Consider the following 26963-nt stretch of genomic DNA (forward strand, 5'->3'; position numbering starts at 1 on the left):
TAATTAATCCCTGACCCGCTTTAAAATGTCGCTGTAAGCATCGATTCGCCTGTCTCTCAGGTACGGCCAAATTCTGCGAACGGATTCGGAGCGGTTACGGTCCAGTGTGGTGAGCAGAATGCTTTCTTGCTGGTCGTCAGCGCGCGCAAGAAATTCGCCTTGGGGACCACAGATGAAACTGTTGCCCCAAAAACGAATACCGTCGGTTTGTCCTGAAGGGTCCGGCTCTGTGCCCACCCGGTTAGGGGCGATCACGGGTAGGTTGTTCGCCACCGCATGGCCACGTTGTACGGTGATCCAGGCATCTAATTGGCGAGATTGTTCCTCTTGATCGTCGGTGATATCCCAGCCAATGGCCGTTGGGTAGATCAGGATTTCGGCGCCAGCAAGAGCCATCAAGCGCGCGGCTTCCGGATACCATTGATCCCAGCACACCAAAACTCCCAATTTGCCGACGGAGGTCTGGATCGGGGTGAACCCGCTGTTCCCGTCATTGAAGTTGGCGTCGCCCGGGGTGAAATAGAACTTTTCGTAAAAGCCGGGGTCGTCGGGGATGTGCATTTTCCGGTAGATGCCGGCAAGGCTACCGTCCGTTTCGAAAACAACGGCGGTGTTGTGGTATACGCCATTCATGCGGCGCTCGAAGATCGAGCCCACGAGCACAATGCCGAGCTCTTCCGCCAGTCCTGCCAACCGGTTGCTGGTAGGGCCGGGGATGGGTTCAGCCAGCTCAAAAATATCGGTGTCTTCGGTTTGGCAGAAGTACAAACTGGCATGCAGTTCTTGCAAAACCACCAGCTTTGCGCCGCCTGCTGCGGCTTCTCGAATTAACCGTTCGGAAGTGGCCAGGCTGGTGTTTTTATCGTCACTGCAGCTTTGCTGAATGGCGGCAACGGTGAGCTCGCTGCGGCTATTTATCTGGGTCATACTTCTACGACTCCTGCCGGAATCTGCATGGTTACGCAGTGCAAGCTGCCATGCTGATAAATCAAAGGGCGACAGTTGATGGGGATGATTTCGCGGTCCGGGAAAATGTCACCCATAACGCGTATCGCTTCTTGATCTTGCGGTACGCCGTAAGTCGGCAGTAATACCGCGCCATTGATGATCAGGAAGTTTGCATAGGTTGCAGGGAGTCGATCGCCGTCTTCGTCGAAAATGGCGTCGGGCCAAGGCAACGGTGTCAGCTTGTAAGCCGTTCCGTCCTTTTGGCAGAAACCCTGCAGCTCTTCTTCCATAGCGGCAAGCGCGCTGTAATGTTCATCAGCAACGTCTGGGCAATCCACGTAGCAGATATGATCGGGCGCGCAAAAGCGTGCCAGAGTGTCAATGTGGCTGTCTGTGTCGTCGCCGGCGAGATAGCCGTGGTTCAACCAGAGGATTCGGTCAGTGCCCAGCATCTCTGTTAGCAGTTGTTCGATGCTGGTGCGGTCCATTGTCGGGTTGCGTGATGGCGTGAGTAGACATTCGCTAGTGGTAAGCAGCGTCCCTTGGCCGTCAGACTCGATGGAGCCGCCTTCAAGCACGAAATCCGATGTTTGCATAGGGTGTTTGCCAAACACGCGTGCGCCTGCCAAATGTAGATTTAGCGCGTTATCTTTTTCCCAGTTAAATTTTCCGCCCCAGGCATTGAATTTAAAGTCGATCAGGGTCGGTCCGTCGTCAGTCTGAACCGTAATAGGGCCATGGTCCCGCGCCCAGGTGTCATTGGCTGGTGCCGGCACGGTGATGACTCTGCCGGGCAGTTGATGGTCTTCGGCCCATTTGTTCAGTTCGTCGCCGAGTTCCTGTAATCGGGCAACGTATTCGCAGCTGATAATCAGGTGCTCAAAACGAAGTGTGGCCTTGGCGATGGCCAGAAAAACAGGCTCTACATCGGACATAACCCGGGCCCAATCGGTCCCGGGATGAGGCCAAGTTAGCAGGACGGCGCTCTGGGGCGCCCACTCGGCAGGCAAAACTCGTTTGGAACTCACTGTAATAAGCCACCTTGGTTCGCAAAAAACGCCATTCTATCTGACCGTTATCGCAACGTCAGGCCGATAGAGAAGAAACTTGTCATCGATAGCTGTGCGTTCAGTTTTTCTGACGCTTGACCACGGCGTGCATTACGAGATCACGCTCGAAATAGACGACGAAGTCGGAGTAGTGCCATTGGCTGATAGGGGGCTGGCCAACGGGCCCGCGGATGTCTTGAGGATTCCCCCAGCGCTGGCGGACGGACGTCTGACTCATGCCGTTGCTCGGAAGGCTGATTGCACCGTGATCCGCTTGGCTGCCGACGGGAATCGCCAAATCTTCAGCCTGAAGGGCCGGCGCCATCCCGGTGGTTAGTAATGCTGTCAGGCCGAGTGCTGTGCGCAGGTTGTGTTTGTTTTTCATTAGGGTCTCCATTAATGCTTGGGTTGCCGCGGCCTTCTTGGGCACATGGATAAAGCGTAATATGGTGAAGAACTTACCAAAAGCCAACACTTTATTGTGAGTTTACTCTTTTTGTTTCTGCCTTATTTGCCACCGCATCACATGGCGTGCAATTTGTTGTCGATCGCCTTCCTCAAGTTCCGTGAACGCTGCTTGAACCCATGCGCCCCCAGAGGTCTTGCGTTCCAGATCGATTACCTGAGCAATGGCCTGTGGTTGATAAAGCTCCGGTGGCAGTGTCATACGCACCGCCATTCGGTCCCCCGCTTGCCAGGTCACAGAAGGGCTGAAAAACGCCAGGCCACCCTCGCTCATTATCACATCTTGCCAGTCGTCAGGTTGCAACGGATTTTGCTCAAAGGCGATAATGCGCGCCAACGTGTCCATCTTGCTGCTTAGGGTCGTTATCAGGCCTGTTAGTAAGCGGTCGCGTTCGGCAAGGTTGACCAGATGAGTTTTTATATCCTGGTCGAGCCGGCGATATTCGGCTTTCAGTGAGTCCAGAGGTGTGTCGTTGAAGAGATTGGGATCCTCCGGATCATTCTCCTCGAGTCGCCGGATTTCCAAGCCAATACGGTCCTGGATTCGGAAAAACTCTCGACGATCTTGTGGCGACCGGTTCGTTGAGCCCGTAGTATCTTTGCTTGGCATCCTTTCTCCGGATAGCTAAGAAATGTTGTTAGTACAAAGCAGTTTAGCAGTTTCTTAAACCACGACAGACCCGAAGGTAGCGACAGGCACCTCCCCATGTTCAGACCCTTATCGTTTTACATTGGTTTGCGGTACACCGCAGCCAAGCGTCGTAATCACTTTATTTCGTTTATTTCTCTTACCTCCATGATTGGCCTCATGCTGGGGGTGGCGGTACTTATCATTGTGCTGTCTGTGATGAACGGTTTTGATCAGGAGCTCAAGCAACGCATTTTGGGCATGGTTCCTCATGCCACCATTCAGGGCGCATCTGGTCCTTTGAATGATTGGGAGGAACTGGACCAACGTGTGGAACAAAATCCTCAGGTTCTGGCCGCTGCGCCGTTTATTCAAGGGCAGGGCATGGTCACCGGTGGCGGTAACGTTCGCGGTGTGATGCTGAACGGCATATTGCCGGCGCAGGAAGCATCCGTTTCGATCATTGAAAACCACTTTGTAGAAGGTGGCCTGGGGGATCTCAAATCCGGCGAATTCGGTATCATTATCGGCCGCTTGATGGCCAACAGTCTCCGGTTGGGCATAGGCGATAAGCTAACAGTGGTGTTGCCTGAGGCTTCGGTGACTCCGGCGGGTGTTTTGCCAAGGCTCAAGCGCTTTACTGTAAAAGGCATCTTCAGCGTCGGTGCTGAATTGGATGGTAATTACGCGTTGATCCACATGGACGATGCGTCTCGCCTGATGCGGACTGGAGGTAAAGCGGAAGGGCTGCGGTTGTTGATGGATGACTTGTTCTCGGCCCCCCGGGTCGTTAACGACGTAGCCTCGAGTTTGGGTGGTCGCTACTACGTGTCTGATTGGACCCGCACTCATGGCAACTTGTTCAATGCCATTCGCATGGAAAAAACCATGATTGGGCTGTTGCTGATGTTCATCGTCGCAGTGGCTGCCTTCAATATTGTTTCTACGTTAGTGATGGTGGTCACGGATAAAACCGCAGATATCGCCATTCTTCGCACTATGGGGGCTACCCCCGGCCGGATTATGCGCATCTTTATTATTCAGGGTGCTGTGATTGGTGTGTTTGGTACGTTGATCGGAACGGCGCTGGGCGTGCTGGGGGCGTTGAATATCAGTGCCTTTATCGCCTGGCTGGAGGCTATCATGGGGCACCAGTTCCTAAGTGCAGATGTGTACTTTATCAGCTACCTGCCTTCTCAGTTGCAATGGCAGGATGTGGTGGTGATTAGTGGTGCCGGCTTGGCGATGAGCTTGCTGGCAACGATTTACCCGGCTTGGCGGGCGTCGCGAGTCGAACCCGCGGAGGCTTTGCGCTATGAGTGATGTACCGATGACAAACACCTCCACGCCTTTGGTGATCGATTGCCGACAAGTCACGCGAACCTACAGCGAAGGCCCTGAGACGCTGACGATATTTTCCGATATTTCATTGGAAGTGTCGGCCGGTGAAACAGTTGCGATTGTCGGTAGTAGCGGTGCGGGTAAAACCACGCTGCTGAATCTTCTTGGTGGTTTGGACAAGCCTTCATCCGGCCAGATAGCGATCTGTGGCCAGAATATTCATAAAATGTCGGAGGCGGGGCGCGCGCGATTCCGTAACCGGCATTTAGGGTTTGTGTACCAGTTTCACCATCTTCTGCCTGAATTCACGGCGCTTGAGAATGTCATGATGCCTCTGGCGTTAGGTGGGCAATCGCCACGACAGGCGAAACCCAAGGCTGAGGCGTTATTGGAGCGTGTGGGGTTGGAGCAGCGCCTTCGTCACAAACCGGGAGAGTTGTCCGGTGGTGAGCGTCAGCGAGTTGCCATCGCCAGAGCTCTGGTTAATGAGCCCAACTGCGTGTTGATGGACGAGCCTACGGGCAATCTGGATCAACACACTGGCGAGGGGATAAGGTCTCTGATTCAGGATTTACGAGACAACTCCGGTACGGCGTTTATCATGGTGACCCACGACATGGGGATGGCCAAAAGTTTGGGGCGGGTGTTGCGGCTGGAGCAGGGAACGCTGGTTCAGGAATCCTGAGATTTGCTGCGTTTCCGGATGGTTCTCAGGCGGCGGCGCAGTTGCCAATCGGCGCGCACTTTTCTGCGCCACAGGTACTGTATCGCCAAATAGGCAATGCAACCGCTTATCGTGGCGAGCAGCAGTGAACCCAGGTATAGCGGAATTCCGATTTCAAACAGGCGGTCGCTGACCCAATGCCAGTTTGCGTGAAATTCGAACGGCAGTACCGGTCGATCCAGTATCCAGGCGCCTATTTTATAGTTGAAGTAGAAGATAGGTGGCATGGTCAGCGGATTGCTAATCCACACCAATGCGACGGATAGCGGCAGGTTCGCGTTAAACCAAATGGCAAAAAAGGCAGCGGCTACCATTTGGAAGGGCATCGGAATGAAACAAAACCAGATGCCGATCAGAAAGGCTCGTGCCACACAGTGGCGGTTGATGTGCCACAAGTTGGGCTCATGAAGGATATCGCCTAGAAAGTGCAGGCTCTTTATAGACTGCACTTTTTCTGGAGTCGGCAAATACCGTTTCATAAACCGCTTCGGCATTGGACGTTCGGCCTGTTCTCTCGGTATGGATGGTAACCGGCGCATGGGGAGCGTCGATTTTGAACGGAGGACAAGGATTGTCCAGAAACACCCAGTTCAGCACTAAGACTGAAAGATCTCTACTTAGCCCCGCGGGCGTATTCGCATTCAGTTGCGGCGTTATCTTACTGTATCGGTTCTCGGTTTTGCCACCTTATCCGTGGCTGTTTTTATCGCTAATTATACTACCGCCGCTTTTGACGCATAAATCCCTCCGCTTTTCTGCTGCTTTTCTTTGGTTGATTTGGGCTGCCGTCGGGCTAGGGTGGGCGGCAGGCCATGCAGACTCGCGTTTACAACAAAAACTCCCGTCAGTTGACGAGGGCGTTCCGTTGATCGTATCCGGCTATGTATGTGATGTACCGCAACCCGGAAGCTTTAACAGCCTTCGTTTTAACTTTTGCGTGGATAGCTGGTCAGGTGTGACCGATGTTCTGGACGATGGTGCGCTCCCCGATAAGATCCGGCTTGCTTGGTACGGTTCCGGCGACAAAGTGCCGCCTTTGCGGACGACATCGCTTAAGGTGGTGCTCAAACGTCCACATGGAAACCTTAACAATGAAGGCTTTCGCTACGAGGATTGGTTGTTCCGGCAGGGTGTGCGCGCCACCGGGAGTGTGCGGGCTGTGGTTGAAACGCCAGATTCGGTCTGCGGGTTTGGGTGCCTCTATCGTACGTGGCATCGAGAAATGGCTTCAGCTGTTGAACAGTATTTCGGAACGGCAAAGCACTATTCTTTAGTTGCCTCCCTGCTGATCGGGAATCGAGGGCATCTTTCTGCGGAGCAGTGGCAAACGCTAAAGGCCACCGGAACCATTCATCTGGTCGCGATCTCCGGATTGCATCTGGGTTTGGTGGCGCTGGTTGTGGGGCTGATCAGTCGTCGGCTTCTGCTGTTATTGCCTGTAGGGCGCATCTCAGAAAACTTCATCCGCAATACGGTTTATGGGGTAGTGCTGGTCGCTTGCCTGTTTTATGCCTTGCTGGCGGGTATGACTGTGCCTACACGTCGTGCGTTGGTGATGGTCGTTGTTGGCGGGTGGTTTCTTCTTAAAGCTCGAGAGGTCAGCCCTTGGCGGCCGTTTGTTGTCGCATTGGGGGGAGTGCTGTTACTTGATCCTTTCGCGCCGCTTGATCAGGGCTTCTGGCTGTCTTTTTTTGCGGTTGCTTTGCTGATTTTGGTGTTCTCAGGCCGTGTCGGAAGGCTTGGTTGGGTGGCGGGTTTGATACTGGCTCAGGGTGTGGTGTTTGCTGGTCTTTGGCCGGTTCTCAATGCCTTTGACCAAGCGCAGCCCTTGGCGGGTGTGTTGGCTAATCTGTTCGCGATTCCGTGGGTGTCGTTTGTGGTTATGCCGGCGCTGTTTGCCGGGACATTGCTAATGATCGGCAGTGGCGGCCGGCTGGCCGGTTATGTGGTCGACGGGTTTGATGCGGTGCTGGGGGTGTTGTGGCAATTACTAAGAGGGGTAGAGGCTCTGCCGGCCTACTCGATGCCTGCAGCGTCGCAAGGTCTGTTGGTGGCTCTTGCCCTGGTGAGCTTGTTGGCGTTGCGCTTTCCGGACTGGCGGTTTCGGGCATTCAGTGCAGTTGTTGTCGTGGGGTGGGTCGGTTCAAGTTTGTGGACTGATGCAGAGCCCATTAATTCATCAGTGGCGGTGCCGGAGGTTCGCATCTGGGATGTGGGGCAGGGGCTGTCGGCACTGGTGCGCTCCGGTAGCCAAGTCTTGATGTACGACACAGGACCGGAAGTAAAAGGTGTGTATTCTGCGATGGAGTCGGTTGTGTTGCCGAATCTGAAGGCGCTTGGCGTGAAGCATATCCACCATCTTGTCGTGAGCCATGGGGATAGCGATCACTCGGGAGGGCTATCAGTGTTGCTGGAAGAGCTGTCCATTGGGATGTTCTCAACCGGAGAGCCGAAGGGAGTGCGACCGAAATTGGAGCATCATTCAGGTGCAATGATTCAGGACTGCCCACGATCGATCCGGACGTTGGGGGAATTTGAATTGAGTTTCTGGCGCAGCCGGTCGGAGCATTCCGGCAACGATGCCTCCTGTGTTCTTAGGGTGTTTCATCCAAAGTCCGGGGTGGACCTGCTCCTCACCGGCGACATCAGTCGGAAGGTGGAATCGGAAATGCTGGCTGATCCTGCATTGGACTGGCTATCGGCGTTTTCGGGCCGCCGGCTGGTGGTCGCCCCACACCATGGCAGTAAAACGTCCTCTTCGATGCCGTGGGTTTCCGCTGCGGAGCCTAATTGGGTGATCTTCACAGCAGGGTATCGACATCGTTATCGACACCCACACCAGGATGTCGTGCGCCGATACGGACAGGTTGGTGCGGTCGCTTTGAATACGGCGTGTTCCGGACAGTTGACGATAAGCTTTGAGCGGGATGGCCCCCGGATCGTCGAAACTAAGCATCAGGGGCCATTCTGGATTGCCGGTCCGGGTCTTGCCCGTGACCAATGTAAAATACCGTGACATTGCAGGTGTGGCCTGCACCGACAGCTATGCTAAAGTAACGCGGCTTGTCATTAATCAGGGAGATCAAGCGTGTTTGAGCTGTTGAAAGCTGGTGGCATCCTGATGGTGCCCATTGTTGCCTGTTCCGTTTTAGCGCTTGCGATTATTCTGGAGCGTTTCTGGTCTTTGCGCGCTTCCCGCGTGGCGCCGACACAATCGCTTAACGAGCTTTGGCGCTGGATAAAAAAGAAAGAGCTGAACGGTCGAAAGCTTAAAGCACTGCAGGGCTCATCCCCTATGGGCCGTGTGCTTGCGAGCGGGCTCATCAATGCAAAACATGGTCGCGAGATCATGAAAGAAAGCATCGAACATGAGGCCAGTCAGGTCATCCACGAACTTGAACGTTTTCTCAATCCGCTCGGGACCATTGCAACGATCACGCCTTTGCTCGGCCTATTGGGTACCGTAATCGGCATGATCAAGGTGTTTGCTGAAATCCAGTTGGCGGGGGTTGGAAATGCCGGCAACCTGGCCGGTGGTATTTCGGAAGCGCTGATTACCACAGCTTCCGGGCTGAGTGTGGCCATTCCTGCACTGATTTGTCATCGCTATTTTATTCGCCGGGTTGATGAACTGGTGGTCAATATGGAGCAAGAGGCCATCAAATTGGTTGAAGTGGTTCATGGTGATCGCGAAATCGACGTGGAAGGAGCCTGAACGCCGTGAAGTTCAAGCGCCAGAGAAGCCAGGAAGTCGGGGTAGACCTGACGCCATTGATCGACGTGGTGTTCCTGCTGCTGATTTTCTTTATGGTCTCCACTACGTTCACTCGGGAGAGTCATCTTGAGGTCGAGCTGCCCGAAGCCAGTGGCGAGCCTTCAGAACCTGCCGAGGTTCGTCAGATAGACGTCGTGATCAATGCTGAAGGCCAGTACATCCTGAACGAGCGGACTTTGGTCAATAATCGCCGGGAAACTCTGGAAAGAGCGGTCAGCGAGTTAGCTGAAGGGGAGAGTAGTTTGCCGTTTATCATTACAGCAGATGCACGCACGCCTCACGAATTTGTGGTTCGTGCAATGGATGTCGCGGGCCGTTTGGGCTTTGCCAAGCTAAGCATCACCACCGAGCGGGAGGCTGAGTCCCAGTGAATCGCTCAACCTCCGAGCCCCTAAAAAACCTTCCCGCGGGCAGCTGGTCAACCTACAAACGCCTACTGACCTACGTGAAGCCCTTCTGGTTGGCTTTTTCGTTAGCTGTGTTGGGCAATGTGCTCTACGCCGCCGCGTCAACAGGTATGGCTGCAGCGATGGAATACGTGATCACTGCAATTGAAAATCCAACCGCGCAGAATCGCGTGCTGCTGACCGCTTTGATCGTCGGTGTGTTTGCCCTCAGGGGGCTGGGTACTTTTTTCAGTCAGTACTTCATCAGTTACGTCGGGCGCAACGTGATTAATGCTCTGCGCAACGATGTGTTTGACCGGATGATGACGCTGCCGTCTCGTTATTTTGATGAAAATGCCGCCGGTAGATTGGTGTCCAAACTGACCTTCAACGTAGAGCAGGTGGCAGAAGCCGCCACCAACGCGATTACCATCACCCTTCGTGAAGGTCTTACCATCGTCGGGCTGCTTGGCTTCATGATCTATACCAACTGGAAACTCACACTGGTATTTCTCACGGTTGGACCTGTTATTGGCTTCGTTGTCAGTTACGCCAGTAAGCGGTTTCGTAAGATCAGTAAGCGAATTCAGGGCTCTATGGGGGATATAACCCATGTAGCGACGGAGTCGATTTCCGGTTATCGCGTTGTTCGTACCTTCGGTGGTGCTGACTTTGAACGGGACCGTTTTCGTGATGTCAGTGCACGCAATCTGCAACAAAGTTTGAAAATGGCTTCGACACAGGCCATCAGTGTTCCTGTGATTCAGGTATTAGTGGCGATTGCCATTGCAGCGCTTGTCTGGACCATGCTGGCCCCAGAAATCCGGGGTGAAATGACCACCGGGCAGCTGATTGCGTTTATTACTGCGGCTACCACCATGGCGAAGCCAATTCGTCAGGTCACCTCCGTTCATTCCAAAATCCAGAAGGGTGTTGCTGCGGCCTACGATGTGTTCGAAACCATGGACGAGCGGCCGGAGAAAGATGACGGCACCCATGCGCCTGAGCGTGTTGAGGGGCGTATCGAATTCGATCAGGTGTCGTTTCGCTATCGAGATCAGCTGGATAACGTTCTGGACGGGATTTCGCTGGATTTGCCGGCTGGCCAAAGCGTGGCGCTGGTCGGCCGCTCGGGTAGCGGTAAATCCACTCTAGTAAGCCTGTTGCCGCGCTTTTACGATTTCACCGAGGGTGATATCCGGGTTGATGGCCATTCCCTGATGGACTTCTCTCTGGAAGCGCTCCGTGCCCAGATAGCACTAGTTACTCAGAGCGTGGTTTTGTTCAACGATACGATTGCGGCAAACATCGCTTATGGAGCGTTGCGCAATTGTAGCCGGGAAGAGATTCGCGAGGCGGCATTAAAAGCGCATGCACTTGAGTTTATTGACCGTATGCCCGAAGGACTGGATACCATGATTGGTGACAACGGTGTGATGTTGTCTGGTGGCCAGAGGCAGCGTTTGGCCATTGCCAGGGCGCTACTCAAGAACGCGCCTATTTTGATATTGGACGAAGCGACATCGGCTCTGGATACCGAGTCTGAGCGGCATATTCAACAAGCGCTCGAGACCGTTATGCAGGGCCGTACCACTTTGGTGATTGCGCACCGGCTTTCGACGATCGAAAAGGCCGACCGAATTCTGGTGATGGACAACGGTCGCATCGTCGAATCTGGAACCCATGACGAACTGCTGGCAGCGGGCGGTGCTTATGCTCAGCTGCATCAGGTTCAGTTCAGTGAGCATTCATGAGCAATGTGATCGACCGCCTATGGTATGGCCAGGCCCGCCCCTTGGGTGTGTTGGCGCCACTAGCGTGGCTTTATCGCACAATATCGGAATCCAAACGACGAAAGGCATGGCAGGCACACGCTGAAAGTTTGCCGGTGCCAGTGGTTGTGGTGGGGAACATAACCGTAGGTGGCACCGGTAAATCGCCGTTAACGGCTCGGTTGGTGGATTGCATGCGCCAGCAGGGGTGGCGGCCGGTGATCCTGAGTAGAGGGTATGGCGGCAAGAGTGAGAGCTATCCGCTACTCGTGAAGGAGGGGACACCTGCAGGGGTGTGCGGGGATGAGCCTCTCATGCTTTCACTGGCGACAGGTTGTCCCGTGGTGGTTGATCCTGACCGCCTCCGAGGTTCTCGTTGGGCGCTGGAGCAAAGGTTGGGCGATGTGCTGATCTGCGATGACGGCCTTCAGCATTACCGCTTACCTCGCGATATCGAATTGGCCGTGTTCGATGCCCAAAGGGGCATTGGCAACGGAGCTATTCTTCCTGTAGGTCCGTTAAGAGAGCCCATTGACCGGCTGAGTTCGGTTGATTTCGTGATATTGAATGGCCATGAATTTCCGCCTGCGGGCGAAAGCATTGGCGAGTTTGCGGGCACTGAACACCCGGATATTCATGCCATGGCATTGCGGCCCGCCTCTCTCGTGAACATTAACTCGGGAGAAACCCGTGCCCCGGAAGCGCTTGATGGCAAGCCGGTGCGGGGCGTTGCGGGTATTGGCAACCCGGGCCGTTTCTTCGAAACCCTGAGGCAGTTAGGTGCCCAAGTACAAGAGGCTGCGTTTCCGGACCATCACCGATTCCGGCCTGAAGATCTGGCCTCAGGTGCGGGAGAATGTCTGGTGATGACGGCGAAAGACGCGGTGAAATGTCGTGGCTTCGCACCGGATAATGCTTGGGTGTTGACCGTCGAGGCCTGCCTGTCTGAACCTTTTGAACAACGTTTTCTGGAACGACTCAACGCATGCAATGAGCAGTTGCAGTCGCAAATGACCGAGAGATCAAATCATGGATAAGAAACTTCTGGCGATGCTGGCTTGCCCAGTGTGCAAGGGCGAGCTGAAACTGAACGACGCTCGCACTGAACTCGTTTGTTATCAGGATGCTATGGCTTTTCCGATTCGAGAAGGCATTCCCGTTATGATCGCCGTCGAAGCTCGCACCCTGAGCACAGACGAGCGTCTGGACAAGCACTGAGTTAACCGTAAGCAGGACTGTCTGTATGTCTTTTACTGTCGTGATTCCCGCCCGCTATGCGTCCAGCCGATTGCCGGGCAAACCGTTGGCTATGATTGCCGGCAAGCCAATGATTCAGCATGTACATGAACGTGCTCAGGAAAGCCGAGCGGATCGCGTAGTGGTTGCGACTGACGATGCACGTATTGATGAGGCTTGCCGTGCATTTGGGGCTGAGGTGGTTATGACCTCACCGAATCACGCCAGTGGTACCGACCGGCTCGAAGAGGTCGCTCGAAAACTCGAGCTCGAACCCGAGCACCGGGTCGTTAACGTTCAAGGTGATGAGCCGTTGTTGCCGCCGGACTTGATTAATCAGGTGGCCGACAACTTGGAGCGGTATCCGGAAGTGGCGATAGCGACCCTGTGCGAGCGCATTCACGACGCTCATCAGGTGTTTAACCCGAATGTGGTCAAAGTGGTGTTTGATGCTCGCGGTATTGCCCATTACTTTAGCCGGGCGCCGATTCCCTGGGCTCGCGATACATGGCCCCAGAATGCCGCATCCGTAGAGATCGATCTCCCGGACGGTATGGGATACTTCCGGCACATCGGGATTTACGGTTACAGAGCCAGCGTACTGAGTGACTTTGTCAGCTGGATACCAGCGCCAACCGAGCAGGTGGAGGCATTGGAGCAGTTAAGGGCGCTTTATAACGGCGCTAGCATCCATGTAGATGTTGCTGAACGGCCGCCTGCGCCTGGCGTAGACACGGAAGAAGATTTAGTGCGAATCAGAGCGTTGATGGAAGCTGGAGGAAGCCATGCCTGAAGCCGTTCGGGTGCTATTTGTGTGCTTAGGCAATATTTGCCGTTCGCCCAGTGCGGAAGGCGTGTTCCGTCATCTCGTAAAAGAGCAGGGCATGGCTGATAAAGTGCTTATTGATTCTTGCGGCACTGCCGACTGGCATACCGGAAAATCTCCGGACTCCCGCTCCATCGAGGTTGCCGCGCGCAGAGGGGTTGATCTCTATGACCTCAAGGCGCGGCAGATCAAACCGAATGATCTCGATACCTTTGATTATGTGCTGGTGATGGACCGCTCCAACTTGGTGGACGTGCAGGGTATATGGCGCCAAAACGGTGGTACGCAACCGCGATTGTTTCTTGAATTTGGCCGTTCGAGCGAAGTTGAAGTGCCGGACCCCTATTACGGAGGCGAGCAGGGCTTCGAGCGAGTTCTGGATTTGATTCAAGAGGCCAGTGAGGGTTTGCTTGAAGATATTCGAGGGCGACTGGCTTGAGCTACGGGCTACGCATCCGCGAACAGGTTGATTTGCGCGACCTGAACACTATGGCAATCGCTGCCAAGGCTCGACAGTTTGCGGACATAGAAACGACCGATCAACTTGTTCAGGCTTTGGACACCGCGCAAGAGCAGCAATTGAAAACCTTGTTGCTCGGCGGTGGCAGCAATCTGGTGTTTGCCGGTGACTTTGATGGCCTTGTTCTGCACATGGCATTGCGTGGAAGATGCTGGGAACAGGTGCAAGGTGATAGCGCTGTACTTGTGTTGGCGGCAGGGGAAAATTGGCACGATGCGGTGCTTTACGCCGCCCGTTCAGGGTACCGTGGCCTTGAGAATCTGGCGTTGATTCCCGGGACCGCTGGGGCGGCTCCGGTGCAGAACATTGGGGCTTATGGGGTGGAGCTTTGCGATACTCTGGAAAGCGTGACGGCGTTGGATTGTGGTTCTCGTGAGGTGGTCACGTTGAGCGCTGAACAGTGCCAGTTTGCCTACAGAGACAGCTTTTTCAAGCGCAACCCAGGGCGCTATATTATCCTTGAAATACGCCTGCGTTTGTCTCGCTCCGCCCCTCTTAAGCTGGATTATCGTGATCTTCAGGACTATCTGGGAGATGTCGATGCAGCCAAACTCACCCCGCTGGAAGTTGCGGAGGCGGTCATGGCCGTGCGCCGCAGAAAATTGCCAGACCCCGAGACGCTGCCTAATACCGGAAGTTTTTTCAAGAATCCGGTGATTGACAAGGCGCAATTTGAACGCTTGCAGGAACGGTTTCCGGATCTGGTGTTTTACCCCATAGCCGACGGTGTGAAGCTGGCCGCAGCCTGGTTAATTGATCATGCTGGCTGGAAAGGTTTTCGCAACGCCCGCGTAGGTATTCACAATCGGCAGGCCTTGGTATTGGTCAATCATTCACAGGGGGATGGGGCCGATGTGTTGGCACTGGCAGAGGATGTACGAGTGTCGGTACGAAAAGAGTTCGGCGTAGAGTTGGAAGTAGAGCCAGGGATCGTCGGAGCCAGCTAACGGTCAGTAACAAGTTCCGGACAGCCATCAAGGGCTGCCCGGATGCTTTATGTCTTACAGGTTTGCTTTTGGTGAGGCCTTCATCAATACAGGCAGTGCGTCTTCAACTGCAATATCCTGCTTGTCTTCATCACGACGGCCTTTGTATTCCAGAGTGCCAGCGTTCAGCCCGCGCTCGGAAATAACGAACCGATGCGGGATGCCCATCAGTTCCATATCCGCAAATTTCACGCCTGGGCGTTCGTTACGGTCATCCAGCAGAACGTCGTAACCGGCCTCACGCAGCTCGTTGTATAGCTTTTCGCCCGCTTCAGCAACGGTAGGCGCTTTATGAGCATTCAGCAGCACAATCGCAACCTGGAACGGCGCAATCGCGTCGGGCCAGATGATGCCCTTGTCGTCATGGTTTTGTTCAATGGATGACGCGACGATGCGGGACACACCGATGCCGTAGCAGCCCATTTCCATAACCACCGATTTGCCATTTTCATCCAGTACAGTGGCGTTCAGGGCCGAACTGTATTTGTTGCCAAGTTTGAAGATATGGCCGACTTCGATGCCGCGGCGAATCTCCAGAGTGCCATTGCCATCCGGGCTTGCGTCGCCTTCAACCACGTTTCGGAGATCCTCAACGCGGCCCACAGCGACATCGCGCTCCCAGTTGACGCCGGTTAGGTGATAGTCGTCTTTGTTGGCACCGCACACGAAGTCGGCCAGATGGGCGGCGCTGCGATCGACAATGGTCGAAATCGGCAGATTGACTGGGCCAATTGAGCCGGCCTTGCAGCCAATGGCTTTCTCGATTTCTTCGTCGGTGGCCATGGTGAGTGGCTCGGCAACGCCCTGCAGGTTTTCGGCTTTGATGTCGTTCAGGGTGTGGTCGCCACGCAAAATAAGAGCAACCAGGCCGGATTCGCCATTCTCGTCAGCTTCAGCCTTCACGATCAGTGTTTTAACCGTGCGCTCGGCGGGCAGGCCCAAAAACTCTGAGACGGCATCGATGGTCTTCTGGTCTGGCGTGTGAACTTCTTTCATGTCTTCCGTGGCCGCCGGGCGATCGCCAGCCGGGGCTACAGCTTCCGCTTTCTCGATGTTGGCCGCGTAATTACCGCCAGTGCTGAAAACGATGGCATCTTCACCGGAGGACGCCAGTACATGGAATTCGTGGGAGCTGCTGCCACCGATGGAACCGGAGTCCGCCTGCACCGGGCGGTAATCCAGTCCCAGACGATCAAAAATGTTGCAGTAGGTGCGATGCATCAGTTGGTAAGTATCATCCAAAGACGCCGCGTTAATGTGGAAGGAGTAAGCATCCTTCATGATGAACTCGCGGGCGCGCATCACGCCGAACCGTGGGCGGCGCTCGTCACGGAATTTGGTTTGGATCTGGTAGAAGTTCGCAGGCAGCTCTTTGTAGCTCTTCAGCTCACTGCGAACCAGATCGGTGATCACTTCTTCGTGAGTGGGGCCCACACAGAAATCGCGGCCGTGGCGGTCGTGCAGACGCAGCAATTCGCCGCCGTATTGCTCCCAACGGCCGGACTCCTGCCAAAGCTCAGCCGGCTGGACTGCAGGCATCAGGACTTCCTGGGCTCCACTTTTGTCCATTTCTTCCCGTACAATCCGCTCTACTTTGCGCAAGGTTCGCAGGCCCAGTGGCAGCCAGGAGTATAGGCCGGCGGCCAATTTACGGATCATGCCTGCGCGTAACATCAGCTGATGGCTGATAATTTCCGCGTCAGCAGGGGTCTCTTTTTGGGTGGCAATCAGATAACGGCTAGCTCGCATCGTGTCTTCCGCTTTATTGAAAAGTGGGGATTGGACTAATTGGCAGTGGCTCTGGCCCGAAACTGCCTTTCATTGTCTTAAAGTGAGCGTTATTGTACGGAGCCTGCCCCATAAGGTACAGATGATGACAGACGAATCTATAAATGTAACACCGCGCCGGAAGCCGGTGCAGGCGCGAAGCCGGGAGCGCGTAGACAGCATTCTTCGGCATGCGGCTGAGATCTTTCACGAGAATGGCGTGGATGGCACCAGTATGTCAGCCATTGCTCGACAGTCAGGAATGTCTTTGGCATCGCTCTATCGTTATTTTCCGAATAAGGCGGCCATTGTTCAGGCCCTCGCTGAGGGGCATGTCGAGAAAATGGAAAACGCGTTACGGGAAAGATTGCAGGTAGTCAGTTTGTCTGACGTGGTCGAAGTGTTAATCGACCTGTTTTACGAGTTTTACCGGACAGAGCCGGCCTATACAGCGATCTGGAGTGGCGTCGAGGCCATGCCCGAATTGCGAGATCTGGACTTGCGGGAACTCTACAGCAACGCCCGAGATTTTGATGCGCGGCTCAAGCAGGAATACCCGGAGCTACCTGAAGAGCGTCGTTGGACCGCAAGCCTGTTGCTGCCACGTTCTGCTGGCTCAATTCTCAGGCTGGCAGCCACGTTGTCTGAATCTCAGGGCGCACTGCTGGTCACCGAGCTTAAATGTATGGCGCGGGCGTACCTGATGGAACTGATTCGTCAAGACAAGTAGCCCAAGGGCAGGGCGGTGCTGTCGATGACCCTTCGTAACACGAAGCTTGAGTGGACACCGCTGACCCCGGGAATACGGGTGATGCGGTTTAGCAAGAACTGGTGGTAATGATCCATATCCGGTACCACAACCTTTAGCATGTAATCCGCACTTTGGCCGGTAATCAGATAACACTCCTGAACTTCGGGGTAGTTCGCGATCTGTTCTTCGAAATCCGCGAATCGCTCCGGAGTGTGCCGGTCCATGCCGATCAGTATCACGGCGGTCAGGGCTAGCCCCAGCTTCTTATGGTCAAGAATCGTGGCGGTTCTGACAATGATTCCCGCCTCTTCCAAAGACCGGACCCTGCGCAGGCAGGGAGAGGGCGATAAGCCGACCTTTTCGGCGAGCTGCTGATTGGTTAGCGATCCATCTTTCTGCAATTGTTCTAGTATTTTTCGGTCAGTTTTATCTATTTTAACTAACGCCTTGTCATTGTTGAGCATAATATTTCGCCGATAATTTTAAGTTGGCAATATTGTGCCATAAATACGGAAGTGGAAGCTAAAATTCGCAATCGCATGGCGCGTTAAAGCGGTTAAACTGGCGTTATCTCTTCGATCAGTGAAAGGAAATATCAGACATGGCTTTTGATCATCGGAAATACGCAGCCTTTAAGCCCGTTGCCAAGAAAAATCGCCGTTGGCCGGACCAGGTGATTGAGAAGGCGCCAACCTGGTGTGCCGTGGATCTCCGGGATGGTAACCAGTCCCTGATCAAGCCGATGTCGGTGGCGCAAAAACAGCGTTTGTTTGATTTGCTGGTAAAGCTGGGCTTCAAGGAAATTGAAATTGGCTTCCCGGCTGCAAGCCAGCCGGATTTCGATTTTTGTCGAAAGCTTATTGAAGAGAATCGGATTCCAGACGATGTGACCATTCAAGTGCTGACACAAGCGCGCGCCGAATTGATCGAGCGTACCTATGAGGCGCTTAGCGGTGCGAGCAAAGCGATCGTGCATGTCTACAACTCGACCTCTACGGTGCAGCGCGAGCAGGTATTCGGGCTAGATCGTGATGGTATTTGTGAGATTGCTCGGAATGGCGCAACGTTGGTTAAAGAGATTGCGAGTCGTCATCCGGAGACTGAGTGGACATTCCAGTACTCCCCTGAGAGTTTCACCGGTACGGAATTGGATTTTGCAGCGGAGGTTATTGATGCTGTGACGGGTGTTTGGCGGCCGGATCAGGGGCAACCTGTGATTATCAATTTGCCTGCAACCGTTGAAATGTCTACCCCGAACGTCTTCGCAGATCAGATTGAATGGATTTGTGAGCACATCCAGTACCGGAATTCTTTGAGCATCAGCGTTCACACCCACAACGACCGCGGGTGCGGCGTGGCGGCGGCCGAATTGGCTGTCATGGCCGGCGCTGATCGCGTTGAAGGCACGTTGATGGGGAACGGTGAGCGAACGGGTAATATGGACTTGGTCACAATGGCTATGAACTTGTATTCGCAAGGTATTGATCCAAATCTGGATTTATCTGGAATGGCGGAGATCACGGAAGTGGTGGAAGCCTGTACGGAGATCTCGACTCACCCTCGGCATCCGTATGCTGGAGAATTGGTCTTTACTGCATTTTCCGGTAGTCATCAGGACGCCATTCGCAAGTGTCTGGCACGTCGAAAAGATGGTGATGTCTGGAATGTCGCCTACTTGCCAATTGATCCCTCGGATCTGGGGCGGCGCTATGAAGAAGTGGTTCGGATTAACAGTCAGTCCGGCAAAGGTGGCGTAGCTTACGTGCTCGAACGTGATTACGACATCAGCTTGCCGCGTTGGCTGCAGATTGAGTTCAGCAAAGTGGTTCAGTCGGAAGCTGAAACCAATGGTGGTGAGATCGATTCACACACCATTCACAATCTCTTTGAAGAGCGATATCTGCAGGTGGCGAGGGACTGGGAGTTGCGCTCTTATAATTTGCATCGTGATGACGAGGGAGTGAAAGCCGAGGTTGTGGTGGGGGCTGACGATTCACCCATCACATTGGAAGGTCGCGGTCTGGGAGCGGTTGAAGCCGTGTCGGATGCGCTTACCCGCCGTTTTGGTGTATCGATTGCTGTGGAAGCCTATGATGAGTTCGCTCTGGGTGAGGGCACTAAGGCAAATGCTTTGGCGTGTATTCGTCTGAATGCAAACGGAAAGCATTGTAGTGCTGCCGCGTTGGCGGAAGATACAACGTCAGCCACCTTGCAGGCTTTGTTCTCGGCTGTTGCACAAGAGGTCGGGGCGCAGATGCCGGACGTGGCTGAAAGTGAGCAGCCAGTATCGGTTTAGCATTGCCCTGAACCCTAACCAAAACAGCCGGCAATGATGCCGGCTGTTTTGTTCCATCTGCCCGTGAGGGGCATCAGGCAATCAACATAAGCCCATTATAGCGGCGTTACGTTCTCTGCCTGTGGGCCTTTCGGGCCCTGAGTAACGGTGAACTGCACCTGCTGGCCTTCAGCCAGAGTACGGAAGCCACCTGAGTTGATTGCGCTGTAGTGAACGAAAACGTCACTGCCGCCTTCTTGTTCAATAAAACCAAAGCCTTTAGCTTCGTTGAACCATTTGACCTGGCCAGTTTTTGTATCAGACATTGATCTTTCCTGTACTTACTAAAAGGTTTGCCCTCACGGGGCCGTGCTTGCTGGATAATTCGGGGCGTTCTGATGAAAGAGGCAACGAAAAGCCGGGGCAGGACGTTGGAGCACATTCGCCAAATACCGCTGCAGAATTACACAGCAATTTCAGTATAGACCGACTTCGCGGTCCGTCAATTTTTTTGTGTCTCCGTTTTTTTGTTTTTTTTTACAGTTAAAACAGTTGCTTGTAACTTAAAGGCGAACGCGGGCCTGCCCCAAAACGAGGCGGCCCGACATCAGTACTGAAAAGACGCGTTCGCCGATCAGCGCCCGAACACTTCGCTGATTTCCTCCAGAATAGCCGGGTCGTCGATGGTGCTGGGTACGCTGTACTCTTCTTTATCGGCAATTTGGCGAATCACGCGGCGAAGAATCTTGCCTGACCGGGTTTTAGGTAGGCGCTCAACCACGATTGCCCGCCGGAAACAGGCAATTGCGCCGATTTTTTCCCGCACCATCTCGATCAGCTCTTCTTCAAGTTCGTCCGGGTCGATGGTGGCGCCATCCTTGATCAGTACCAGTCCAATAGGTAGCTGACCTTTCAGGTCGTCGTGGGCACCCACCACGCAGCATTCCGCGATAGCCGGGTGGGAGGCAACCACTTCTTCCATTTCGCCGGTTGAAAGGCGGTGACCGGCCACGTTAATGACGTCATCGGTTCTGCCCATGATGAATACGTAGCCATCTTCATCGACGTACCCGCCATCGCCTGAACTGTAAAAGCCGGGTATCGGGCGAAGGTAACTGTTCAGAAAGCGCTCGTCGTCTCCCCAAACCGTCATCAGGCAGCCGGGAGGTAGCGGAAGTTTGACGGCAATCTGGCCTTGCTCGCCATTTGGAGCGGGTGAACCGTCCAGGTTCACAACCTGCACATCAAACCCGGGCGACGGGACTGTGGAAGAGCCGGGTTTGGTCGCCATCATCTCGATTCCCGCCGGGTTGCAGCAAATAGCCCAACCGGTTTCGGTTTGCCACCAGTGGTCGAGGATCGGGAGTCGTGTGTGTTCTTTCAGCCATTCATAGGTGGGCGGGTCCAAGCGTTCACCCGCCAGATAAATCCGCTTCAACGAAGAGGTGTCGTAACGGCTGATGTGTGTGGCTTCGGGGTCCTCTTTGCGGACGGCGCGGAACGCTGTGGGGGCGGTGAACAGAATGTCGACTTTGTGGTCTTCAATCACGCGCCAGAAGGCGCCGGCATCGGGGGTCTTGATGGGTTTGCCTTCATAAAGCACCGTGGTGCAACCAGCAAACAGCGGGCCGTAAACAATGTAGCTGTGGCCGACGACCCAGCCTACGTCAGAGGCTGCCCAGTAAACATCGCCGGGTTTGGCGTCATAGACCAAGCCCATGCTGTACGTGAGCGCAACGGCATGGCCGCCATTGTCCCTGACCACTCCTTTGGGCTTGCCGGTGGTGCCGGAGGTGTAAAGGATGTAGAGCGGATCGGTTGCTTTTACCGGCACGGGCTCTGCGGGTGTGGCGTTGGCGCAGAGTTCGTTCCAGTCCCGGTCGCGGTCGGCCTGCATGGGTGCTTTTGCCTGAGGGCGTTGGTAAACCACGCAACAGTCGGGTTTGTGGTTCGATTGCTCGATGGCTTTGTCGACCAGCGGCTTGTATTCGATAACGGTGTTGATTTCGATGCCGCAGGAGGCGGTGATCAGCGCTTTGGGTGTGGCGTCATCGATACGCACAGCCAGCTCGTGGGCGGCGAAACCACCGAAAACCACCGAGTGGATGGCGCCAAGGCGAGCGCAGGCAAGCATGGCAATGGCGGCTTGGGGGATCATCGGCATATAAATAATGACCCGATCGCCTTTTTGTATGCCTTGGCTCTGCAGTGCGCCGGCAAATAGAGCAACGTCGTCTCTTAGCTCGCTGTAGGTAAACGTTTGTTGGGTATTGGTGATCGGTGAGTCGTAAATCAGAGCCGCTTGATCGCCACGCCCCGCACGAATGTTGGCGTCCAGAGCAATGTCGCTGGTATTCAGGGTGCCGTCAGGGAACCACTCACCGTGACCGTTATCGAGTGGTTGCCAGATGGTATTGGGTGCAGAGCTCCAGTCAATATTCTTTGCTTGTTCACGCCAGAAGTCATCACGCTGGTCAATGGAACGGCGAAATGCGGAGTTATAGCTCATATGCTCCACCTCAGTTGAGTGGTTTTTTATTTTGTATTTGGTTCCGTCAACTGTAGGAGTTTTGGGGAGCTGAGCTAGTAGACAATAGGCTTAGTGAAGCGCGGTTCAAGCCTTGTTTTGCGGTGGCTCTACATCAATGACGCTTGCGGAGATACGTCCTTGGCCAAGCTGAGCTTGGACGGTTTGCCCTTTTGATAGTTGGCTGGCGTCTCGCACTATGCTGCCTGCATCATCTTTAACGATAGCGTAGCCTCGCCCGAGCGTGGCGAGGGGGCTTACAACGTTCAGGGTCTGCGCCTGAAATTGAAGTTTGTCTTGCTGCTTTCTGAGGCCCTGTTGCATGGCGGCTTGCATGCGCTCATTCAGCCTCGCCACTTGTTCGAAAGTGCTGATGATCAGTTTTCGGGGCGACTGGGTTTCCAGTCTTAGTGCAAGGTGGCCAGTTGCTTGCGTCTGTTGTTCGAGCTTTTGCTGCATCGCCTTCATCAGGCGCATGTCGAGTTCGTCCATGCGTTGTGCTTTGTCCAGCAACTGGCGGCGCGGGTCTCGCAGCCGGGCGCTAAGATGCCCAAGCTGATTTTCCAGCCGTTTCAGTAGGCGTTGGGCCGAGTGCCCGAGGCGCACCTGCTGGTCGTTCAAGCGACGAAGCCAGTCTAGTTGGTCCGGAGAAATCTTCTCCGCGGCCGCTGACGGTGTGGGTGCGCGTAAATCCGCGACGAAGTCTGCGATGGTAACGTCAACTTCGTGACCGACCGCGCTCACGGTAGGGATGGGGCAGTTGGCAATAGCTCTGGCAACCGCTTCCTCGTTGAAACACCACAAGTCTTCCAGCGAGCCGCCGCCTCGACCGATGATCAAAACGTCTGCCACGTTATGTCGTTGCGCACGCTCGATGGCGTTCACGATTTCAGCTGTGGCTGCCTTGCCCTGAACAGCGGTAGGGTAAAGGATGACGGGAATGGCGGGGCAGCGCCGGGCGAGCACGGTCAAGATGTCGTGAATCGCAGCGCCGGTGGGTGAGGTTACTACGCCAATATGCCTAGGCGTGGCTGGAAGTGTTTTTTTGCGCGTTAGCTCGAATAACCCTTCGGCTTGAAGCTTGGCTTTGAGAGCTTCGAAGGCTTGCTGCAGAGCGCCTAGGCCGGCGGGTTCCAGGTGCTCAACAATAATCTGGAAGTCGCCTCGATTTTCGTACAGGGTGACTTTGCCACGTATGCGTATCTGATCGCCTTCGCGGGGCAGGGTGCGAATGTGTTGGTTAGCACCACGGAACATGGCGCAACGGATCTGGCATTTTTGATCTTTCAGTGAAAAGTACCAGTGCCCTGAAGAAGGTCTGGATAGCCCGGAAATTTCTCCTTCCACCCATACCTGTATAAAACTGGTTTCCAGTAGGCGGCGAGCCTGGCGGTTAAGTTCGCTGACGCTCAGTGCGTGTGGTCGGGTGTCCGGGTAGGCGGGGATCAAAGTCGGGCTCCGTGGATTTTATACGCAATAGCCGAGAAGGTGACGGGTAAAAGTAACGGAAATTCAGAAAGATGCAACCTGATGGTAAGAACCCCGTGGTTTACTGTGTTCTGTCACCACTTTATAATAGTTCGATTAAGGATTTTGCTCTGTTACACCGCTGACGGTGTAGCTTAGGAGCTCCCAACTTAGCATGATCAAAAGGCGGACCCAAATGCTGCGTATTGCCGAAGAAGCCCTCACGTTTGACGACGTTCTGCTTGTGCCCGGATTTTCCGAAGTGCTTCCTCATCAGGTTGAGTTAAAAACTCAGTTGACCAAGGGAATTACCCTGAATATTCCGTTGATATCTGCCGCTATGGATACGGTTACTGACGCCGAGCTGGCTGTCGCGATGGCCCAGGAAGGCGGTATCGGTATCATGCACAAGAACATGACGGTGGAGCAGCAGGCTGCTGAAGTGCGCAGGGTCAAGAAGCACGAAAGCGGTGTGGTTAAAGATCCCATTACTGTTTCGCCGGACACCACCGTTCGCGAGTTGGTTGATATCACCATGGCGAACAACATTTCCGGATTGCCGGTTGTTGACGGCAATGATCTGGTGGGCATTGTTACTGGCCGTGATATCCGCTTTGAAAGCCGGATGGACACTCCGGTTCGAGATATTATGACCAGAAAAGAAAATCTGGTGACGGTGAAAGAAGGCGCTGACCTCGTTGAGGTGAAAGAGCTTCTGCACAAACACCGCATCGAGAAAATTCTGGTTGTTAACGATAGTTACGAATTGCGCGGCTTGATTACCGTTAAAGATATTCAGAAAGCCAAAGATTACCCAATGGCCTGTAAAGATGATCAAGGCCGTTTGCGGGTAGGTGCAGCCGTCGGTACCGGTGGTGATACCGAAGCGCGAGTTCAGGCGCTGGTTGAAGCCGGTGTTGATGTGATTGTTGTAGATACCGCGCACGGCCATTCCAAGGGCGTTATTGAGCGCGTGCGCTGGGTCAAAGAAAGCTACCCACAAGTTCAGGTTATTGGCGGCAATATTGCAACTTCAGCCGCGGCCATTGCGCTGGCAGACGCCGGCGCCGATGCTGTTAAAGTGGGTATTGGTCCAGGTTCAATCTGTACAACGCGGATTGTGGCGGGCATTGGTGTACCCCAAATTTCAGCGGTATCGAACGTTGCTGCCGCTCTGAAAGATCGCGGCGTTCCTCTGATTGCCGATGGTGGCATACGTTTCTCTGGTGATATTGCCAAAGCGGTCGCGGCGGGTGCTAACTGCGTCATGATTGGAAGCTTGTTGGCCGGTACTGATGAAGCGCCGGGTGAGATCGAACTGTTCCAGGGTCGAAGCTATAAAGCGTACCGTGGCATGGGCTCCCTTGGCGCCATGGGGCAGGGCTCCAGCGATCGTTACTTCCAGGATGCCAGTAAAGGCATTGAGAAGTTGGTACCAGAAGGTATCGAAGGCCGCGTTGCCTGCAAGGGCCCGATGCGTAACATTATTCATCAGTTGATTGGTGGCTTGCGTGCCTCTATGGGTTATACCGGCAGCGCGAACATCGATGAAATGCGTACCAAGCCGGAATTTGTTCGTATTACTAATGCGGGTATGCGGGAGAGCCACGTTCATGACGTGACCATCACCAAAGAAGCACCAAACTACCGCGTCGGTTAATTATTGCTTGATCTGACACAGCCCGGTTTCCGGGCTGTGTTGTTTCTCTTCAGCCCGAGGACTCCATGGCTCAGAACATTCACGACCACCGTATCCTGATTCTCGATTTCGGTTCCCAATACACCCAACTGATTGCTCGCCGTGTGCGGGAAATTGGCGTGTATTGCGAAGTTAAAGCCTTTGATATCACCGAAGAAGAACTTAATCACTTCAATCCAAAAGGCATCGTTTTGGCCGGCGGGCCTGAATCGGTTACCGAATTAGGTGGGCCGCGAGCGCCAGAGAGCCTGTTCGATCGAGGCATTCCGGTGCTCGGCATTTGCTATGGCATGCAGACCATGGCTGAACAGTTGGGTGGGCGTGTCGCCAGCTCGGAGAAGCGCGAGTTTGGTTATGCCCAGGTCAAAGTGCGCGCGAAAGGGCCTTTGCTGAACGATATCACCGATCACCTGACGCCGGCTGGGGATTCCTTGCTGGATGTTTGGATGAGCCATGGTGATAAGGTCGTGACCATGCCTGAAGGTTTCGAGCTTCTGGCTTCTACCGAAAGCGCTCCGATCGCTGCTATGCAGGATTTGTCGCGCAATCTGTACGGTGTTCAGTTCCACCCGGAGGTTACTCACACTCTGCAAGGCAAGCGGATTCTGGAGCACTTTGTTCTCAGCATCTGTGATTGTGAAGCATTATGGACCCCGGCCAAAATCGTAGACGATGCTGTTCGCCAGATTCGTGAGCAGGTGGGTACCGATAAGGTGCTGCTTGGTCTATCCGGTGGTGTTGATTCCTCGGTCACAGCAGCCCTGTTGCACAAAGCCATCGGTGATCAGCTGACCTGCGTGTTTGTCGATAACGGCTTGCTGCGCCTGAACGAAGGCGATCAGGTAATGGATATGTTCGGTAGTAGCATGGGCGTAAAGGTCATCCGTGCTGATGCAGAAGATCTGTTCCTGTCGAAGCTGAAAGGGGTCAGCGACCCTGAGCAAAAGCGGAAAGTGATCGGTAACACTTTTATTGACGTGTTCGATGATGAAGCTGCCAAAATCAAAGATGTGAACTGGCTGGCTCAGGGCACGATCTACCCTGACGTCATCGAGTCCGCAGCCTCGAAGACCGGTAAAGCGCATGTGATCAAGTCGCACCACAACGTGGGCGGCCTGCCAGAAACCATGAAAATGAAACTGGTTGAGCCACTGCGTGAGCTGTTCAAGGATGAAGTTCGTCGAATTGGCCTTGAACTCGGCTTGCCATACGACATGGTCTACCGTCATCCGTTCCCTGGACCGGGTCTGGGTGTGCGTATTCTGGGTGAAGTGAAAAAGGAATACGCCGATATTCTGCGCCGTGCGGATGCTATCTTCCTCGAAGAGCTTCATCGCGCTGACTTGTACCATAAAACCAGTCAGGCCTTTGCCGTCTTCCTGCCCGTGAGGTCTGTCGGTGTTGTAGGTGATGCACGTCGCTACGAGTGGGTTGTGGCATTGCGCGCGGTGGAGACCATCGACTTCATGACTGCTCGCTGGGCACACCTCCCATACGATCTGTTGGAAACGGTTTCTAATCGGATTATCAATGAGATCAGTGGCATTTCCCGGGTGACCTACGATGTGTCGTCCAAGCCACCCGCGACGATTGAATGGGAATGATCTTGTCGCTGGCAATGCCTCTCGATCGATAGCATTAAGTCACACTGAAGCCCACCTCGTTGTGGGCTCTTTTATTTCTGATACCAATTCGCGCAAAAAGGCTGGTGATTTTTTAAGTCTTTCCTAAACTTAGCTCAAGGTTTAGATGCATGGTATGTGGGGCTGAGGGCTTATTTTTGGACCTCGGGGTGTTGTTAAAATGGCTGGGACAGAATGG

At 54.3% G+C, this 26963-nt stretch carries 25 protein-coding genes; 15 read left to right on the plus strand and 10 right to left on the minus strand.

Annotated features, from left to right (window positions below; all coding sequences use genetic code 11):
- Positions 1 to 3 precede the first annotated feature (3 nt).
- From VOI14_RS03745 to VOI14_RS03760, 4 genes are all read right to left on the minus strand, one after another.
- A complete protein-coding gene (locus VOI14_RS03745) occupies positions 4 to 918 on the minus strand; it encodes a carbon-nitrogen hydrolase (RefSeq protein ID WP_416361386.1) in 915 nt (304 codons plus the stop codon).
- A 5-nt stretch (positions 919 to 923) separates the two neighbouring features.
- Entirely contained in the window at positions 924 to 1976 is a 1053-nt protein-coding gene (locus VOI14_RS03750; protein WP_323750692.1) for an agmatine deiminase family protein, read from the minus strand.
- A gap of 100 nt (positions 1977 to 2076) precedes the next feature.
- Positions 2077 to 2382, minus strand: a complete 306-nt coding sequence (locus VOI14_RS03755) for a hypothetical protein (RefSeq protein ID WP_323750693.1) — start codon at positions 2380 to 2382, stop codon at positions 2077 to 2079.
- 102 nt (positions 2383 to 2484) lie between these two features.
- Positions 2485 to 3072 carry a PilZ domain-containing protein gene (locus VOI14_RS03760; RefSeq protein ID WP_323750694.1) on the minus strand — a complete coding sequence of 196 codons (588 nt, stop codon included), beginning with the start codon at positions 3070 to 3072 and terminating at the stop codon, positions 2485 to 2487.
- Between the two features lie 96 nt (positions 3073 to 3168).
- Here VOI14_RS03760 and VOI14_RS03765 point away from each other — a divergent pair, with 96 nt between their 5' ends.
- Positions 3169 to 4413 carry a lipoprotein-releasing ABC transporter permease subunit gene (locus VOI14_RS03765; RefSeq protein ID WP_323750695.1) on the plus strand — a complete coding sequence of 415 codons (1245 nt, stop codon included), beginning with the start codon at positions 3169 to 3171 and terminating at the stop codon, positions 4411 to 4413.
- On the plus strand, positions 4406 to 5116 hold the full coding sequence (gene lolD, locus VOI14_RS03770) for a lipoprotein-releasing ABC transporter ATP-binding protein LolD (RefSeq protein WP_323750696.1): 711 nt from the start codon (positions 4406 to 4408) through the stop codon (positions 5114 to 5116). Before VOI14_RS03765 ends, lolD begins: the two co-directional genes overlap by 8 nt.
- Here the strand turns inward: lolD and VOI14_RS03775 are convergent.
- A complete protein-coding gene (locus VOI14_RS03775) occupies positions 5104 to 5634 on the minus strand; it encodes a DUF2062 domain-containing protein (protein ID WP_416361382.1) in 531 nt (176 codons plus the stop codon). The two genes, lolD and VOI14_RS03775, sit on opposite strands and share 13 nt — an antisense overlap.
- Positions 5635 to 5678: 44 nt before the next feature.
- Between VOI14_RS03775 and VOI14_RS03780 the strand changes: the two genes are divergently transcribed.
- The 9 genes from VOI14_RS03780 (at position 5679) to murB (ending at position 14617) form a co-directional block, all read left to right on the plus strand.
- The gene (locus tag VOI14_RS03780) at positions 5679 to 8171 is read left to right on the plus strand and encodes a DNA internalization-related competence protein ComEC/Rec2 (protein WP_416361383.1); all 2493 of its coding nucleotides are present in this window, start codon (positions 5679 to 5681) and stop codon (positions 8169 to 8171) included.
- 72 nt (positions 8172 to 8243) lie between these two features.
- On the plus strand, positions 8244 to 8870 hold the full coding sequence (locus tag VOI14_RS03785) for a MotA/TolQ/ExbB proton channel family protein (RefSeq protein WP_323750699.1): 627 nt from the start codon (positions 8244 to 8246) through the stop codon (positions 8868 to 8870).
- Between the two features lie 5 nt (positions 8871 to 8875).
- Positions 8876 to 9301, plus strand: a complete 426-nt coding sequence (locus VOI14_RS03790) for a biopolymer transporter ExbD (RefSeq protein ID WP_323750700.1) — start codon at positions 8876 to 8878, stop codon at positions 9299 to 9301.
- The gene (msbA, locus tag VOI14_RS03795; protein ID WP_323750701.1) at positions 9298 to 11070 is read left to right on the plus strand and encodes a lipid A export permease/ATP-binding protein MsbA; all 1773 of its coding nucleotides are present in this window, start codon (positions 9298 to 9300) and stop codon (positions 11068 to 11070) included. Before VOI14_RS03790 ends, msbA begins: the two co-directional genes overlap by 4 nt.
- Positions 11067 to 12125, plus strand: a complete 1059-nt coding sequence (gene lpxK, locus VOI14_RS03800; protein WP_323750702.1) for a tetraacyldisaccharide 4'-kinase — start codon at positions 11067 to 11069, stop codon at positions 12123 to 12125. The genes msbA and lpxK overlap by 4 nt, the downstream gene beginning before the upstream one ends.
- Positions 12118 to 12306 carry a Trm112 family protein gene (locus VOI14_RS03805; protein ID WP_323750703.1) on the plus strand — a complete coding sequence of 63 codons (189 nt, stop codon included), beginning with the start codon at positions 12118 to 12120 and terminating at the stop codon, positions 12304 to 12306. Before lpxK ends, VOI14_RS03805 begins: the two co-directional genes overlap by 8 nt.
- Before the next feature lie 25 nt (positions 12307 to 12331).
- On the plus strand, positions 12332 to 13117 hold the full coding sequence (kdsB, locus tag VOI14_RS03810; protein WP_323750704.1) for a 3-deoxy-manno-octulosonate cytidylyltransferase: 786 nt from the start codon (positions 12332 to 12334) through the stop codon (positions 13115 to 13117).
- Positions 13110 to 13589: a low molecular weight protein-tyrosine-phosphatase gene (locus VOI14_RS03815; protein ID WP_323750705.1), complete on the plus strand. Its 480-nt coding sequence runs from the start codon at positions 13110 to 13112 to the stop codon at positions 13587 to 13589. The genes kdsB and VOI14_RS03815 overlap by 8 nt, the downstream gene beginning before the upstream one ends.
- The gene (murB, locus tag VOI14_RS03820; RefSeq protein WP_323750706.1) at positions 13586 to 14617 is read left to right on the plus strand and encodes a UDP-N-acetylmuramate dehydrogenase; all 1032 of its coding nucleotides are present in this window, start codon (positions 13586 to 13588) and stop codon (positions 14615 to 14617) included. The genes VOI14_RS03815 and murB overlap by 4 nt, the downstream gene beginning before the upstream one ends.
- Positions 14618 to 14671: 54 nt before the next feature.
- Here the strand turns inward: murB and VOI14_RS03825 are convergent, their stop codons facing one another.
- Positions 14672 to 16405 (minus strand): proline--tRNA ligase, encoded by a 1734-nt coding sequence (locus VOI14_RS03825; protein ID WP_323750707.1) that lies wholly within the window; start codon positions 16403 to 16405, stop codon positions 14672 to 14674.
- Between the two features lie 124 nt (positions 16406 to 16529).
- On the opposite strand from VOI14_RS03825, the gene VOI14_RS03830 reads away from it, so the two are divergent.
- Complete coding sequence (locus VOI14_RS03830) at positions 16530 to 17153, plus strand: TetR/AcrR family transcriptional regulator (protein ID WP_323750708.1); 624 nt, start codon at positions 16530 to 16532, stop codon at positions 17151 to 17153.
- On the opposite strand, the gene VOI14_RS03835 is transcribed toward VOI14_RS03830, so the two are convergent.
- The gene (locus VOI14_RS03835; protein ID WP_323750709.1) at positions 17141 to 17638 is read right to left on the minus strand and encodes an Lrp/AsnC family transcriptional regulator; all 498 of its coding nucleotides are present in this window, start codon (positions 17636 to 17638) and stop codon (positions 17141 to 17143) included. The two genes, VOI14_RS03830 and VOI14_RS03835, sit on opposite strands and share 13 nt — an antisense overlap.
- Before the next feature lie 137 nt (positions 17639 to 17775).
- Here VOI14_RS03835 and leuA point away from each other — a divergent pair, with 137 nt between their 5' ends.
- Entirely contained in the window at positions 17776 to 19470 is a 1695-nt protein-coding gene (gene leuA, locus VOI14_RS03840; RefSeq protein ID WP_323750710.1) for a 2-isopropylmalate synthase, read from the plus strand.
- A 95-nt stretch (positions 19471 to 19565) separates the two neighbouring features.
- On the opposite strand, the gene VOI14_RS03845 is transcribed toward leuA, so the two are convergent.
- From VOI14_RS03845 to xseA, 3 genes are all read right to left on the minus strand, one after another.
- Complete coding sequence (locus VOI14_RS03845; RefSeq protein WP_114333539.1) at positions 19566 to 19775, minus strand: cold-shock protein; 210 nt, start codon at positions 19773 to 19775, stop codon at positions 19566 to 19568.
- Between the two features lie 308 nt (positions 19776 to 20083).
- Complete coding sequence (locus VOI14_RS03850) at positions 20084 to 21967, minus strand: propionyl-CoA synthetase (RefSeq protein ID WP_323750711.1); 1884 nt, start codon at positions 21965 to 21967, stop codon at positions 20084 to 20086.
- A gap of 96 nt (positions 21968 to 22063) precedes the next feature.
- The gene (gene xseA, locus VOI14_RS03855; RefSeq protein WP_323750712.1) at positions 22064 to 23425 is read right to left on the minus strand and encodes an exodeoxyribonuclease VII large subunit; all 1362 of its coding nucleotides are present in this window, start codon (positions 23423 to 23425) and stop codon (positions 22064 to 22066) included.
- 214 nt (positions 23426 to 23639) lie between these two features.
- Between xseA and guaB the strand changes: the two genes are divergently transcribed.
- On the plus strand, positions 23640 to 25103 hold the full coding sequence (gene guaB / locus VOI14_RS03860) for an IMP dehydrogenase (RefSeq protein WP_323750853.1): 1464 nt from the start codon (positions 23640 to 23642) through the stop codon (positions 25101 to 25103).
- Between the two features lie 65 nt (positions 25104 to 25168).
- Positions 25169 to 26746, plus strand: a complete 1578-nt coding sequence (gene guaA / locus VOI14_RS03865) for a glutamine-hydrolyzing GMP synthase (protein WP_323750713.1) — start codon at positions 25169 to 25171, stop codon at positions 26744 to 26746.
- Positions 26747 to 26963: the final 217 nt, after the last annotated feature.

The organism is Marinobacter sp., from assembly GCF_034669625.1.
Classification (GTDB): domain Bacteria; phylum Pseudomonadota; class Gammaproteobacteria; order Pseudomonadales; family Oleiphilaceae; genus Marinobacter.